Source organism: Mesorhizobium sp. WSM4310 (genome assembly GCF_007003935.1).
Taxonomy (GTDB): domain Bacteria; phylum Pseudomonadota; class Alphaproteobacteria; order Rhizobiales; family Rhizobiaceae; genus Mesorhizobium.
Genome location: NZ_VFTA01000012.1, coordinates 1 through 12,917 on the forward strand (window position 1 = coordinate 1; position 12,917 = coordinate 12,917).

Annotated in this window: 14 protein-coding genes; 5 read left to right on the forward strand and 9 right to left on the reverse strand. The window is 63.1% G+C overall.

From position 1 onward, the window contains the following. Nucleotides 1-77: 77 nt before the first annotated feature. Both FJV80_RS14910 and FJV80_RS14915 read right to left on the reverse strand, forming a co-directional pair. Nucleotides 78-1,187, reverse strand: coding sequence for an aldo/keto reductase (locus FJV80_RS14910; RefSeq protein WP_142876782.1), 1,110 nt, complete (start codon nucleotides 1,185-1,187; stop codon nucleotides 78-80). Between the two features lie 37 nt (nucleotides 1,188-1,224). Then, on the reverse strand, nucleotides 1,225-1,752 hold the full coding sequence (locus FJV80_RS14915) for a nuclear transport factor 2 family protein (RefSeq protein WP_142876783.1): 528 nt from the start codon (nucleotides 1,750-1,752) through the stop codon (nucleotides 1,225-1,227). Nucleotides 1,753-1,884: 132 nt separating this feature from the next. Between FJV80_RS14915 and FJV80_RS14920 the strand changes: the two genes are divergently transcribed. Beyond that, nucleotides 1,885-2,820, forward strand: a complete 936-nt coding sequence (locus FJV80_RS14920) for a LysR family transcriptional regulator (RefSeq protein WP_142876784.1) — start codon at nucleotides 1,885-1,887, stop codon at nucleotides 2,818-2,820. 13 nt (nucleotides 2,821-2,833) lie between these two features. Here FJV80_RS14920 and tsf read toward each other — a convergent pair whose 3' ends face one another. The 5 genes from tsf to FJV80_RS14945 all read right to left on the reverse strand — a co-directional run bounded on the left by tsf (nucleotide 2,834) and on the right by FJV80_RS14945 (nucleotide 6,578). Continuing rightward, nucleotides 2,834-3,754: a translation elongation factor Ts gene (gene tsf, locus FJV80_RS14925; protein WP_010909555.1), complete on the reverse strand. Its 921-nt coding sequence runs from the start codon at nucleotides 3,752-3,754 to the stop codon at nucleotides 2,834-2,836. Between the two features lie 110 nt (nucleotides 3,755-3,864). Beyond that, nucleotides 3,865-4,647, reverse strand: coding sequence for a 30S ribosomal protein S2 (gene rpsB / locus FJV80_RS14930; protein ID WP_019858207.1), 783 nt, complete (start codon nucleotides 4,645-4,647; stop codon nucleotides 3,865-3,867). Between the two features lie 177 nt (nucleotides 4,648-4,824). Then, nucleotides 4,825-5,436 carry a LysE family translocator gene (locus FJV80_RS14935; protein WP_095788821.1) on the reverse strand — a complete coding sequence of 204 codons (612 nt, stop codon included), beginning with the start codon at nucleotides 5,434-5,436 and terminating at the stop codon, nucleotides 4,825-4,827. Beyond that, entirely contained in the window at nucleotides 5,433-5,711 is a 279-nt protein-coding gene (locus FJV80_RS14940) for a DUF4031 domain-containing protein (RefSeq protein ID WP_095774332.1), read from the reverse strand. The genes FJV80_RS14935 and FJV80_RS14940 overlap by 4 nt, the downstream gene beginning before the upstream one ends. Nucleotides 5,712-5,747: 36 nt before the next feature. Next, nucleotides 5,748-6,578, reverse strand: coding sequence for a cell envelope integrity EipB family protein (locus FJV80_RS14945; protein ID WP_095774331.1), 831 nt, complete (start codon nucleotides 6,576-6,578; stop codon nucleotides 5,748-5,750). 138 nt (nucleotides 6,579-6,716) lie between these two features. On the opposite strand from FJV80_RS14945, the gene FJV80_RS14950 reads away from it, so the two are divergent. The 4 genes from FJV80_RS14950 (at nucleotide 6,717) to FJV80_RS14965 (ending at nucleotide 9,732) form a co-directional block, all read left to right on the forward strand. Continuing rightward, complete coding sequence (locus FJV80_RS14950) at nucleotides 6,717-7,181, forward strand: RidA family protein (RefSeq protein ID WP_142876785.1); 465 nt, start codon at nucleotides 6,717-6,719, stop codon at nucleotides 7,179-7,181. Between the two features lie 13 nt (nucleotides 7,182-7,194). Continuing rightward, on the forward strand, nucleotides 7,195-7,923 hold the full coding sequence (locus FJV80_RS14955; protein WP_095774329.1) for a glycerophosphodiester phosphodiesterase: 729 nt from the start codon (nucleotides 7,195-7,197) through the stop codon (nucleotides 7,921-7,923). Between the two features lie 55 nt (nucleotides 7,924-7,978). Next, the gene (locus tag FJV80_RS14960) at nucleotides 7,979-9,193 is read left to right on the forward strand and encodes a GNAT family N-acetyltransferase (RefSeq protein WP_142876786.1); all 1,215 of its coding nucleotides are present in this window, start codon (nucleotides 7,979-7,981) and stop codon (nucleotides 9,191-9,193) included. Nucleotides 9,194-9,300: 107 nt separating this feature from the next. After that, on the forward strand, nucleotides 9,301-9,732 hold the full coding sequence (locus FJV80_RS14965; RefSeq protein ID WP_095774469.1) for an HIT family protein: 432 nt from the start codon (nucleotides 9,301-9,303) through the stop codon (nucleotides 9,730-9,732). Between the two features lie 31 nt (nucleotides 9,733-9,763). On the opposite strand, the gene FJV80_RS14970 is transcribed toward FJV80_RS14965, so the two are convergent. Then, nucleotides 9,764-10,384, reverse strand: coding sequence for a chloramphenicol phosphotransferase (locus FJV80_RS14970; RefSeq protein ID WP_142876787.1), 621 nt, complete (start codon nucleotides 10,382-10,384; stop codon nucleotides 9,764-9,766). Nucleotides 10,385-10,446: 62 nt separating this feature from the next. Continuing rightward, on the reverse strand, nucleotides 10,447-12,915 hold the full coding sequence (gene clpA / locus FJV80_RS14975; protein WP_142876788.1) for an ATP-dependent Clp protease ATP-binding subunit ClpA: 2,469 nt from the start codon (nucleotides 12,913-12,915) through the stop codon (nucleotides 10,447-10,449). Nucleotides 12,916-12,917: the final 2 nt, after the last annotated feature.

Here is a 12,917-nt window from a genome sequence, read left to right on the forward strand (position 1 = left end):
CCCCCCCCCCCCCCCCCCCCCCCGCCCCCCCCCCCCCCCCCCCCGACCGGCAAATTGGTGGCAAGCTGCGGCATCGATCAGTCGTTCGACACGCTGGCCGGCTCGCCCTCGACAAGCACCGGCGTTGCGTAGCCGGGGGGCTTGTCGCCGGTTGCCGCACCACCGGTGACGCGCGCCTGTATCAGCGATCCGAAATAGGAATAGGGGAACGGCGCCGGCGTTCTGCTGACCGCATCCAGCCGGTCGCGAAGCCCTAGCGGAATCTCGAAATCCAGCGCGCCAAGATTGTCCTTGATCTGGGCAAGCGTCGTCGCACCGAGGATGACCGTGGCGATCCCCGGCTGCGTCGCCACCCAGTTGAGCGCGACCTGCGGCATGCTGCGGCCGAGTTCGGACGCGACCTTTTCGAGTTCGGCCACGATGGCCCAGTTGCGCTCCGTGAATTTCTGGAATCCCGGATGAGCCGAATTGCGGAAACCGTCGAGCCGGCCGGCATTTCCGGCCTGGGCCGGCCGATACTTGCCGCTGAGCAGCCCACTGGCGAGCGGGCTCCAGACCATGATGCCGGCGCCATGGCGCGTGCCGAAAGGCACGAACTCGTTCTCGATCGAGCGCTCGGCCAGGGAGTATTCGAGCTGCAGGGCAGAAACCGGCTCATACCCGCGCAGCTCGGCGATCGCCTGTGCCCGTCCCGCATACCAGGCCGGCACATCGGACAGGCCGACATGGCGAATTTTCCCCGCGCGCACGAGATCGTCCAGCGAGCGCATGACCTCCTCGGCCGGCGTCAGCCTGTCCCACACATGCATGAGATAGAGATCTATATAGTCGGTGCCCAGCCGCTTCAGCGAGGCATCGACCGCCCGCATGATGTTCTTGCGGCCGTTGCCGCCGGCATTCGGATTGCCCGGCTGCATGTTCATGGTGAACTTGCTGGCGATTACCGCGGTGTCGCGCAAGCCCCGCTCGGCGATGAATTCGCCAAGCCAGGCTTCGGCCGTGCCACCGGTGTAGAGGTCCGCCGTGTCGAAGAAATTGCCGCCCGTCTCGACATAGGCGTCGAACATCGCGCGGGCTGTCTCCCTGTCAGCTCCCCAGCCCCATTCCTTGCCGAAAGTCATCGTGCCGAGCGCCAGCCGGCTGACCCTGAGGCCGCTATTGCCGAGGGTGTAATAGGTCATGGTCATGATCGTTTTCCAATACTTGCTGGTGAAAGCTGTGGCCTCACAGGCCTGGGGTCGCCTTGACCCAAGGATTGCCGCGCTCATGCGTCATGCGGAACGTGAAGCCGTCGACTTTCCAGCCGGAGGAGGAGCGCGTCAGGTGATGCTCATAGGTACCCCAGACTTCCCAAAGCGGGTCGCCATTGCCTTCCATCCGGTTCCAGGCATAGCCATTCGAACAGACGGTCGCCGTGTCCGCCTTGAGAACGACCTGGTGATTGGTGCGCAAATGCAGGCTCCTCTTCGAGCCCTTGAGATTGCCGGCCCAGGTGCCGATCAGCTCGTCGGAGGCGATGTTGGCCGCAGGCTGCCCGGACAGGCTGCTGAAATCAGCGGTAATCCGATCCGCGAAGTAGCTGCGCGCCAGTTTCCAGTCCTGCGCGTCGACGGCGCGGTCGATGGCGTCCGCAATGCGGATGACCGCGCGTTCGTCCGCGAGCGCCTGCCAGCCGGAAGGTTCGGCCCCGCCGGCATCGATCGGCGCCAGCGCCATGCCTGCCGCGAACGTTACGTGCTTCAATGCATTCATGTCTCTTCTCCTTGATGCCATCGGCCGATTGCCGATGTGTGGGGGCGCCGACGTGTTGGCGACAATGTGGATCACCGCGTCGGCATCGATAAGATTGCATTGTCTGCAAACACCATGCGATATCGTGCATGAATGGATCGGGATCTCCTCACGCATCTGCCTGTCATCGTGGCCGTTGCCCGGCGTGGCGGCTTCGCGCTTGCCGCCGCCGAACTTGGCATGAGCCCGTCAGCGGTCAGCCATGCGGTGCGGCTGGTCGAGGAGCGCATCGGCCAGCCCTTGTTCGCGCGCACGACGCGCAGCGTCTCACTGACCGAAGCCGGCAAGGCGCTGGTGGAGACCGCGGCTCCTGCCCTTCAGGATATTGGCGAGCGGATCGATCGAATCCGCAGCGTCAAGGGCAGGCCCTCCGGCCTGCTCAGGATCAACGCCTCCACCATCGCGATTCCATTGGCGGTGACGCCTGTCGTCGCGGCGATGGCCGAGCGCTATCCGGACGTTACGGTGGAGATTTTCGCCGATCAGGGGCTGGTCGACATCGTCGGCGAAGGCTTTGACGCCGGCATCCGGCTGGGCGAGATGATCGCGCAGGACATGGTGGCCGTGCGGCTCACGCCTCCGTTCAAAACCGTCATCGTCGCTTCTCCCGCCTATATCGGGCGCCGCGGCCGTCCGCGCAGCGTCGCCGATCTCGCCAACCACAATTGCATCGGCTACCGGCTTGTCCGCTCCGGTGCCCTCTATCGCTGGGATTTGACCGAAGACGGCAAGGATGTCGTGATGCAGACCGGCGGTACGGTCGTCGTCACGGATTCGCTCGCGGCGATTGACCTGGCGCTAGCCGGAGTGGGCCTTGCCTATATGTTCGAACCGCTGGCGCGCGCCGATCTTGCGGCCGGCCGCCTGGTGCAGGTCCTGCCGCAATCGGCAATCGAGGAACCCGGCCTTTTCCTCTATTTCCCGCGCCGTGCGGCGATGGCGCCGAAACTACGGGCCTTTATCGACACCGCACAAGAAATCGGCCGGACATCCCTGCGGACATCCGGCCGAAAAACGCTTTCGGCATAAAGCGGTAGGAAGTTTACTTCTTGACCGCCGCCGCGACTTCCGCCGCGAAGTCGGTCTCTTCCTTCTCGATGCCCTCGCCGAGCGCGAAGCGCAAATAGGCCGTGATCTTGGCCGGCGCGCCGATTTCCTTCTCGGCATCCTTCAGCGCCTTCTCGACGGTGATGTCGGGATTGAGCACGAAGGCCTGCTTCAAGAGCACGACTTCCTCGTAGAACTTGCGCATGCGGCCCTCGACCATCTTTTCGATGATCGCTTCCGGCTTGCCGGACTGGCGCGCCTGATCGGAGAAGATCGCCTTCTCACGCTCGACCGCTGCCGGATCGATCTGCTCCGCCGTCAACGCCATCGGGTTGGTGGCGGCGACATGCATGGCGACCTGACGGCCGAAAGCATTGGCGGCATGCTCGTTGCCGGTGGTTTCGATCGCAACCAGCACGCCGAGCTTGCCGAGGCCGTCGGCGACCGCGTTGTGGACATAGGTCGCAACCGCGCCGTGCGGAACCGTCAGCTTGGCCGAGCGGCGGAAGCCCAGATTCTCGCCAATGGTGCCGACCGCATCCTTGATGGTGTCGGTGACCGACTTGTCCGAACCCGGATACTTCGCGGCAGCCACGGCTTCCGTCGTGCCGTAGGCGAGAGCAACCTTGGCAACGTTGGCGACGATCTCCTGGAACGCGGCGTTGCGGGCGACGAAGTCGGTCTCGGAATTGACCTCGACGACGGCAGCTTCGCGGACGCCGGCATCGACGCCGATCAGCCCCTCGGCCGCGGTGCGGCCGGCCTTCTTGTCAGCCTTGGAAATGCCCTTCTTGCGCAGCCAGTCGACGGCTTCTTCCATGTTGCCGTTGGTCTCGTTCAACGCCGCCTTGCAGTCCATCATGCCCGCGCCGGTCAAGTCGCGGAGTTCTTTGACCTGTGCAGCCGAAATGCTCATTGTCGCCTCTTTGTTTTAAATGCACCGACGCACCACCGCTACTCGATGATGCGTCCGTTTAGCGTGCCAAAATATTAGAAAGATGAAGGCCGGAACCGGCCCTCGCCGTTTTACGCCTGAGGGGTCTCGGTCGACGGAGCCGGATCGAGCGCCGGCTCGACCGGGGCTTCGACCGAAGCGCCGATATCGACGCCGAGCGCGCCCTGCTGACGGGCGATGCCGTCGATCGCAGCCTTGGCGATCAGGTCGCAATAGAGCTGGATGGCGCGGGCCGCGTCGTCATTGCCAGGGATCGGGAAGTCGATCTTGTCCGGATCGCAGTTCGAATCGATGATGGCGACGACCGGGATGCCGAGACGCTTGGCCTCGAGGATGGCGATCGCTTCCTTGTTGGTGTCGATCACGAACATCAGGTCAGGCGTCGAGCCCATGTCCTTGATGCCGCCCAGAGCCTTGTCGAGCTTCTCGCGCTCGCGGTCGAGGTTCAGGCGCTCCTTCTTGGTGAGGCCCTGGGCCTCGCCGGCCAGCATCTCGTCGAGCTTGCGCAGGCGCTGGATCGAATTCGAGATCGTCTTCCAGTTGGTCAGCATGCCGCCGAGCCAACGCGAATTGACATAGTACTGGGCCGAACGCTGCGCCGCATCGGCGACGATGTCGGACGCTTGGCGCTTGGTGCCGACGAACAGCACGCGGCCGCCCTTGGCAACGGTGTCGGAAACCTGCTTCAGCGCCTGGTGCAGCAAAGGCACCGTCTGCGAGAGGTCGATGATGTGGATGTTGTTGCGGGCGCCGTAGATGTACGGCGCCATTTTCGGGTTCCAGCGGTGGGTCTGGTGGCCGAAGTGAATGCCAGCTTCCAAAAGCTGGCGCATGCTGAAATCAGGCAGAGCCATTCTCATTTTCCTTTCCGGTTAGCCTCCACGGACACAGGCATTTTTGGACGATGTCCTCTAACGCCACCGGAGGTTTCAGCCGGATTTCTCCCGGGCAGACACCAAAGTCCGTGTGTGGAATGAGCGCGCATATAGAGGGGAAGCGCGACAAACGCAAGCGGGGCGGCGGTTTACCGCTCAACGTGCGGCAATCAGCGCTCCGGTGCCGATCATCGCGCTGCCGGCAAACCGGTTCATCAGCCGCATGCGCTTCGGTGTCCTGAACCAGCTAGACGCCCGGCCGGCAAGCGCCGCATAGACCCCCATGGTCAGGATATTGACGCTGATGACGGTGGCCACCACCAGCAGGCCGTCGACAAATGTCAGCGTGTCGAGGTTGAGGATCAGCGGCATGATCGAGGCGTGGAACAGGATCGCCTTGGGGTTGCCCAGCGCAATGGACGCGCCAAGGAAAAAAGACCGGGACAATCTCGCCTCGGCCGTCCGCGGCCCATTCGATTGCGCGGTCGAGGCGCGCCACATCCTGATGCCGAGAAAGATCAGGTAGGCGGCGCCGGCATATTTTAGCAGGAGAAAGATCCATTCGAAGGTTTGCGCCAGCGCCACCAGGCCGAGCAGCGCCAGGGTGACCAGCACGGCATCGCCGGCGGCGACCCCGACGCCGGCCATGAAGGCACGCAGGAAACCGCGTGACACACCATTGGTGATGACCGTGAACATAGCAGGCCCAGGCGTGGCGGCAGCGAGTGTGACGGCGGCGCAATAGGCGAGAAATGCTGTTGGTGTCATCGTTTGGCCTTTCCATTGGGCACCCGCACCCGCCGGAAGATCGCGACGATCTCCTCGCGGCTGCATTCGATGGCGCCGAGCCGCACCGCGCGGTCGCGCTCCAAGCCGGTTATGTCATAATGCGGAGCCGATGTCTTGGGCGGCCCCTGGTAGGATGAACGCTTGACGCCAAGCGCGGCGGCGAAACGATGCAGTTCGTCAGTGTCGTCGGCCATCAGGTGGCACCAGCGATGGCCGGCCCATTTCCAGATCGCCGCATCGACGTAGACCGCCATCAAGCCCGCCGCGGCCAGTTCAATTGAGCAACCCTGCTATTTCGAGACCGGGCAAGGCTTGGTCTGGTCGAACAGCGACAGGTTGACCAGCTTGCCGGTCATCGAGAAGTCGCCATAGTCCATGGTGAGATCGCGGGTGATGCCGTTGTCGTGCAGCTTGAAGCTGATCCGGTATTCCGGCACTTCTTCGCCGTTCTGGGCGCTGTCGTCGAAATAGGCGATGTCGACCGGCCAGTATTTGTCGGTGGCGAGCTTGGCCAGCGCCGGAGCCTCCGGATCGGCCTTGTCGGCTTCGGTCTTCTTGCCGACGACGACGGTGGTCGCCATTACCTTGTTGGCGTCCTCCGACCCGTCGAACAGGTTCGTCTGGTAGAAATTCTCGCCTTTTTCGGCCTTGCCGATCAGTTCGACCAAATGCTGGGTCGGAAACTGGGTCGCGGCGAGTTCCAGACTGCTCTTCTCGGGCTTGTCGATATCGACCTTGAGCCCCTTCTGATCTTTCGTGGCGATACCCTTGACCTCCTTGTCGAGGTTCTGGTCGACAAAGGATTTGGTCACAAATGAGAAGGTCTTGCCTTCGGCATCCTCGAAAGTCGTCGTCTGCTGGTCGGTCAATCGCGTATTGTCGTTGGTGACGATCTGGGTGACGAACCGGAATTTCACCGTATAGCCTTCGCAGGCCGAACCGTTGAATTCGTAGACCATGCGACCGGATATGCCTGTTATGCCGGAGCGGTCTGAGGCCTTTTTGAGGGTAAGGTCATACACGGCGCGATGCGCCTGCAGCGCCGGTACGGCGAAGGCGGGAACTATCGGGAACACCGCCGACAACAGAACGGCATGGAATGCAAGGCGCGCTGCGCGCATGGGGTACTCCGATCGTCGCGGCTGATGGCAGGCCGCAGGGAAAGATGGTCCAGCTTAAAAAAAGTCGTGGCGGAAGCGAGGCAAAAATAGCAATTTCGGCCCCGCCAGCGCGGCGCCTTCCAGCAATAGGGAAAAGCAATGAGTGAAACAATCGAAAAGCGGCTAAGCGATCTCGGCGTGACGCTTCCTGTCGCCGCCGCACCTGCCGCCAACTACGTCCCCTATTGCAGGTCGGGCACTCTGCTGTTCACCGCCGGGCAATTGCCGCTCAAGGACGGCAAGCTGCAGGCGAGCGGCCTGCTCGGCTGCGACGTCGACACGGCAGGCGGCAAGGACGCGGCGAAATACTGCGCGATCAACATTCTGGCGCAGGCCAAGGCCGCGCTCGGCGACCTGGAGAAGATCCGCCGGCTGGTGAAGATCACCGTCTTCGTTGCCTCTGCCCCCGACTTTGTCGAGCAGCATCTGGTTGCCAACGGCGCTTCCGATTTCCTGGTCGCCGCCCTTGGCGAGCGCGGCAAGCATGCCCGCTCCGCCGTCGGCACTGCCTCCCTGCCGCTTAATGCCGCAGTGGAAATCGAAGCCATCTTCGAAGTCGAATGAACGAAGGCCTGACATGACTGACCTATCCTGGCTGACTGCCCGGCCCGTTGCCCATCGCGGCTTCCACGACATGAACAAGACGCGCTGGGAAAACACGCTATCCGCCTTCACCGCCGCGGCCGAACGCGGCTACGCCATCGAATGCGACGTGCATCTGTCGTCTGATGGCGTTCCCATCATCATCCATGATGGCGACCTGAAAAGGCTGACCGGAGAGGACGGTTTCGTCTGGCAGCGCAGCGCGGCCGAACTGACCGCGCTCAGGGTTGGCGGCACATCCGACCGTGTGCCGACGCTGCAGGAAGCGCTCGACCTCGTCGACGGCCGCGTGCCCATGGTCGTCGAGCTGAAAGGGGTTCCAGGCCGCGACGAAGGCCTGGTGGCGCGCGTCGGCAAAATGCTCAAGCGCTACAAGGGCAAGGCGGCGATCATGTCGTTCGATCACTGGCTGATCCGCGATTTCCCGAAACATGCAGCCGGCATTCCCGCTGGCCTGACCGCCTACGGCAAGGACCTCAAGCTGATCGAGGCGCATTTTTCGATGCTGGCGCATGAGCTGTCCTTCACCTCCTACGCCGCCGGCGACCTGCCGAATCCGTTCGTCAGCTTCGTGCGTGAAAAGCTCAAAATGCCTGTCATCACCTGGACGGTGCACGATCAGCCCGCGATCGACTTGACCTTCAAATATGCTGATCAGATGACATTCGAAGGGTTCGAACCCGAGCTGGTCAAGGTCGCTTGAGCGGGGTGTCTGAAATGTGACTTGTAGCGGCCCGGATGGAGCTTAAATAAGCCTCATGGATCAGGGCGACGATGGCGACGGGCAAACTGCAAATGCGGATTATTCGATCCGTATCGCCGCAGGCATCGGCGCGTTCACCTGCGATGAGTGGAACGGCTTTGCAGGCACCACGCGCGGCGATGCGGAAAATGATTATAACCCGCTCGTTTCATTCGCTTTTTTAAGCGCGCTGGAAGATTCCGGCTGCGCCGTGCGACGCACCGGCTGGCAGGGGCATCATTTGCGGCTGGAGACCGCGCAAGGCAGGCTGCTGGGCGCCGTCCCCTGCTATCTCAAATCGCACAGCCAGGGCGAATATGTGTTCGACCACGGCTGGTCTGACGCCTTCGAGCGCGCCGGCGGCCGCTATTATCCAAAACTGCAATGCGCCGTGCCGTTCACGCCGGTCACCGGTCCTCGCCTGCTGGTCGGCAAGGGCGAGGATCCGGATGCGGTGAAGGCCGGGCTTGCCGCTGGCCTCAAAATGGTGACCGACAAGCTCGGCGTGTCCTCGGCGCATGTCACCTTCGCGCGGGAGAGCGATGTCGCAACGCTCGAGGCCGCCGGTTTCCTGCACCGTACAGACCAGCAATTCCACTTCTTCAACGAAGGCTTTTCGACCTATGACGACTTTCTCGCCACGCTTGCCTCGCGCAAGCGCAAGGCGATGAAGAAGGAACGGCGCGAGGCGCTCGCCGATGGCATCACCATCGACTGGCTGACCGGCAAGGACCTGACGGAAAAGGCGTGGGACAACTTCTTCGCCTTCTACATGGACACCGGCAGCCGCAAATGGGGCCGCCCCTATCTGAACCGCCAGTTCTTCTCGCTGATCGGCGAACGCATGGCCGACGACATCCTGCTGGTGATGGCCAGGCGAAACGGGCGCTACATTGCCGGCGCCATCAATTTCATCGGCTCCGACGCGCTCTACGGCCGCAACTGGGGCTGCATCGAGGATCACCCCTTCCTGCATTTCGAGGTCTGTTATCACCAGGCCATCGACTTCGCCATCGAACGCAAGCTGAAGGTGGTCGAGGCGGGCGCCCAGGGGGAGCACAAGCTGGCGCGCGGCTACCGGCCGGTAACGATGCATTCGGCCCACTACATTTCGCATCCCGGCTTGCGCAATGCGGTGGCCGACTATCTCCAGCGCGAGCGGCGCGAGGTGGAGCGGATGAGCGGCTATCTCGAAGAACACACGCCGTTTCGCAAGGATCTCGAGGAGTAGCAGGCCTTCTGGCATGGCCGATCTCGCCCGATCGCCCGTCCCATCGTCTTGCCGGTCCGGGACAGCTTCGCTACACGGGACGCGAGGCACAATCCGGAGTGTTCGCCATGGCTGAAACCGCCTATGAGACCGACAACATCTTCGCCAAGATCCTGCGCGGAGAAATTCCCTCGCACCGCGTCTACGAAGACGATGCCGTCGTCGCCTTCATGGATGTGATGCCGCAAGGGCCCGGCCATACGCTGGTGGTGCCAAAAGCCCCGTCGCGCAATCTGCTCGACGCCAACCCGTCGACCTTCGGCCCGCTCTTCAACGTCGTCCAGAAAGTGGCGCGGGCAGTCAAGAAGGCGCATAATGCCGACGGCGTTACCATCCTGCAGTTCAACGAGCCGGCCTCCGGCCAGACCGTCTATCACCTGCACGTCCATGTCATTCCGCGTTTCGACGGCATCCCGTTGAAGCCGCATAGCGGCGTGATGGAGAAACCCGAAGTGCTTGCCGGGAATGCCGAGAAAATACGGGCGGCGCTGGGAAGCTGAGCCGCAACTCGTTTCGCGGGCAGGAGAAAGTCTAGCTGGCGGCTCGAGCCAACCGCTCGATCGCGCCCGGCTGGGCGCCATCACGCAGGCGCCGGCGGATCGCTTGGGCGCACTGTTCAGGGCTGAGGACCGAGGTGTCGACCTCAAGATCATACACGCCCGGCCGGTGCACCGCTTCCTGCCACAGGCGCACGGGCAAAGGGGTGGGATCGTCCGAAGAGCGGGTGATATACCCCCTGCCCGCCTCGCTGGCGGCTCGCCTTTCCATGATGATTTCGATCGGACAGCGAACGCCGACAAACAGCACCGGCAGGCCGGCGAGACGGCGCGCGCAATCGGCCAGGCAATCGAGCGGCCTCGAATAGGCATCGTGATGGCCGACATCCGTCACGACGTTCAGCCCCAGCCGGCTATGCGCCGCGATCGATTCGTAAAGGGCGGCATAAAGGCGTGGCACGAACACTTCGAGGTCGGGGCGTTCGCCGCCGGGCCGCAGCCCTACTCCCGGGCGAAGTCGCGGCGGTATGATCTGGGCATAGCTGTCGACGCCCAGATTCATCCATGCGCCATCGAAGCTTTCCTGAATGGCGCGAGCGATGCTCGATTTTCCCGACCGCGGCGCGCCGTTGAGGATGACGATCTGGCCGGGCATAGCCACCCCATTGCTCAAAATGAAAAAGCCCCGTTGCCGGGGCTTTTTCGGGTGCGTGCCGATCAGCCCTTGCGGGGCAGTTGCGGGACCAAGCTGCGCTTGCCGCCATCCTTGCCCTTGGGCTCCGGCTTCTGCGCCACGACCTTCTTGGCGGCTGGCTTCTTGGCCGCGGTCTTGCGCGGCTTCGGCGCGTCTTCCGGCTCTTCCTTCTTCGGCTTGACAGGCGCCTCGTCGGCCAGCGATTCGAGCTTCAGGCCGGTCTCGCCGGTTTCCTTCTTCTCGACGGTGACGCGCACCGTGCCGCCCTTCTTGAGCTTGCCGAACAGCACCTCGTCAGCCAGCGGCTTCTTGATGTGCTCCTGGATCACACGGCCGAGCGGCCGCGCGCCCATGCGCTCGTCATAGCCCTTGTCGGCCAGCCACGCGATCGCATCCGGCGACAGGTCGAAGGTGACGCCACGCTCGGAGAGCTGCGCCTCGAGCTGCATGACGAACTTCTGCACCACCTGATGGATGACGGGAACCGGCAGCGAACCGAACGGGATGATCGCATCGAGACGGTTGCGGAACTCCGGCGTGAACAGCCGGTTGATCGCCTCGACATCGTCGCCTTCGCGCTTGGTCGACCCGAAACCGATCGCCGCGCGCTGCGCATCGGATGCGCCCGCATTGGTGGTCATGATCAGGATGACATTGCGGAAGTCGATCTGCTTGCCGTTGTGGTCGGTCAGCTTGCCGTGGTCCATCACCTGCAACAGGATGTTGAACAGGTCCGGATGCGCCTTCTCGACCTCGTCGAGCAGCAGCACGCAGTGCGGATGCTGGTCGACGCCGTCGGTGAGCAGGCCGCCCTGGTCGAAGCCGACATAGCCGGGAGGCGCGCCGATCAACCGCGAAACGGTGTGGCGTTCCATATATTCCGACATGTCGAAGCGGATCAGCTCGACGCCGAGCGAGGCAGCGAGTTGCTTGGCCACTTCCGTCTTGCCGACGCCGGTCGGACCCGAGAACAGATACGAGCCGATCGGCTTTTCCGGTTCGCGCAGGCCGGCACGGGCCAGCTTGATCGCCGAGGTCAGCGCCGTGATGGCGGTGTCCTGACCATAGACGACGCGCTTCAGCTCGATATCGAGGCCCTGCAGCACCTTCTCGTCATCGGCCGAAACCGTCTTCGGCGGGATGCGCGCCATGGTGGCGATCGTTGCTTCGATCTCCTTGATGCCGATGGTCTTCTTGCGCTTGGCTTCCGGCACCAGCATCTGCGAGGCACCGGTCTCGTCGATCACGTCGATCGCCTTGTCCGGCAGCTTGCGGTCGTTGATGTAGCGCGCCGACAACTCGACCGAGGCCTTGATCGCTTCGCTCGTGTAGCGGACCTTGTGGAACTCCTCGAAATAGGGCTTCAGGCCCTTCATGATCTCGATGGCATCCTCGATGGTCGGTTCGTTGACGTCGATCTTCTGGAAGCGCCGCACCAGAGCACGGTCCTTCTCGAAGAACTGGCGGAACTCCTTGTAGGTGGTCGAGCCGATGCAGCGGATCGCACCCGACGACAGAGCCGGCTTCAACAGGTTCGACGCGTCCATGGCGCCGCCCGAGGTGGCCCCTGCCCCGATCACCGTATGGATCTCGTCGATGAACAGTACCGCGCCCGGATAATCCTCGAGCTCCTTGACGACCTGCTTCAGCCGTTCCTCGAAATCGCCGCGGTAGCGCGTGCCGGCCAGCAACGTGCCCATGTCGAGCGCGAAGATGGTGGCGTTGTGCAGCACTTCGGGAACGTCGCCCTCGACGATGCGCTTGGCCAGACCTTCGGCGATCGCCGTCTTGCCGACCCCCGGGTCGCCGACATAAAGCGGGTTGTTCTTGGAGCGGCGGCACAGCACCTGGATGGTGCGGTTGATCTCCGACTCGCGGCCGATCAGCGGATCGATCTTGCCGGCCTTGGCCTTGTTGTTGAGGTTGACGCAATAAGCGGTCAGCGCATCCTGCTGCTGCTTTTTCTTGCCGCCTTCCTCCTGCGGCTCTGCGCCGTTCTGGCCGCCCTGCTCGTCATCGGCACCGCGCGGCGAGCGCGTCTCCGATGCGCCCGGACGCTTGGCGATGCCGTGCGAGATGTAGTTGACAGCGTCGTAGCGCGTCATCTGCTGTTCCTGCAGGAAATAGGCGGCGTGGCTTTCGCGCTCGGCGAAGATGGCGACGAGCACGTTGGCGCCCGACACTTCCTCGCGACCGGACGACTGCACATGGATCACCGCGCGCTGGATGACGCGCTGGAAGCCGGCGGTCGGCTTGGAATCCTCGTCGTAGCCGGTGACCAGATTGTCGAGCTCGGTGTCGATATAGGTCAGAACAGTGTGCTTGAGCTCGTCGAGATCGACGTTGCAGGCGCGCATGACGGCGGCCGCCTCGGTGTCGTCGATCAACGCGAGCAGCAGATGTTCAAGGGTTGCGTATTCATGGTGCCGCTCATTGGCGAGCGTCAGCGCCTGGTGAAGCGCCTTTTCCAGGCCTTGGGAGAAAGCCGGCATGT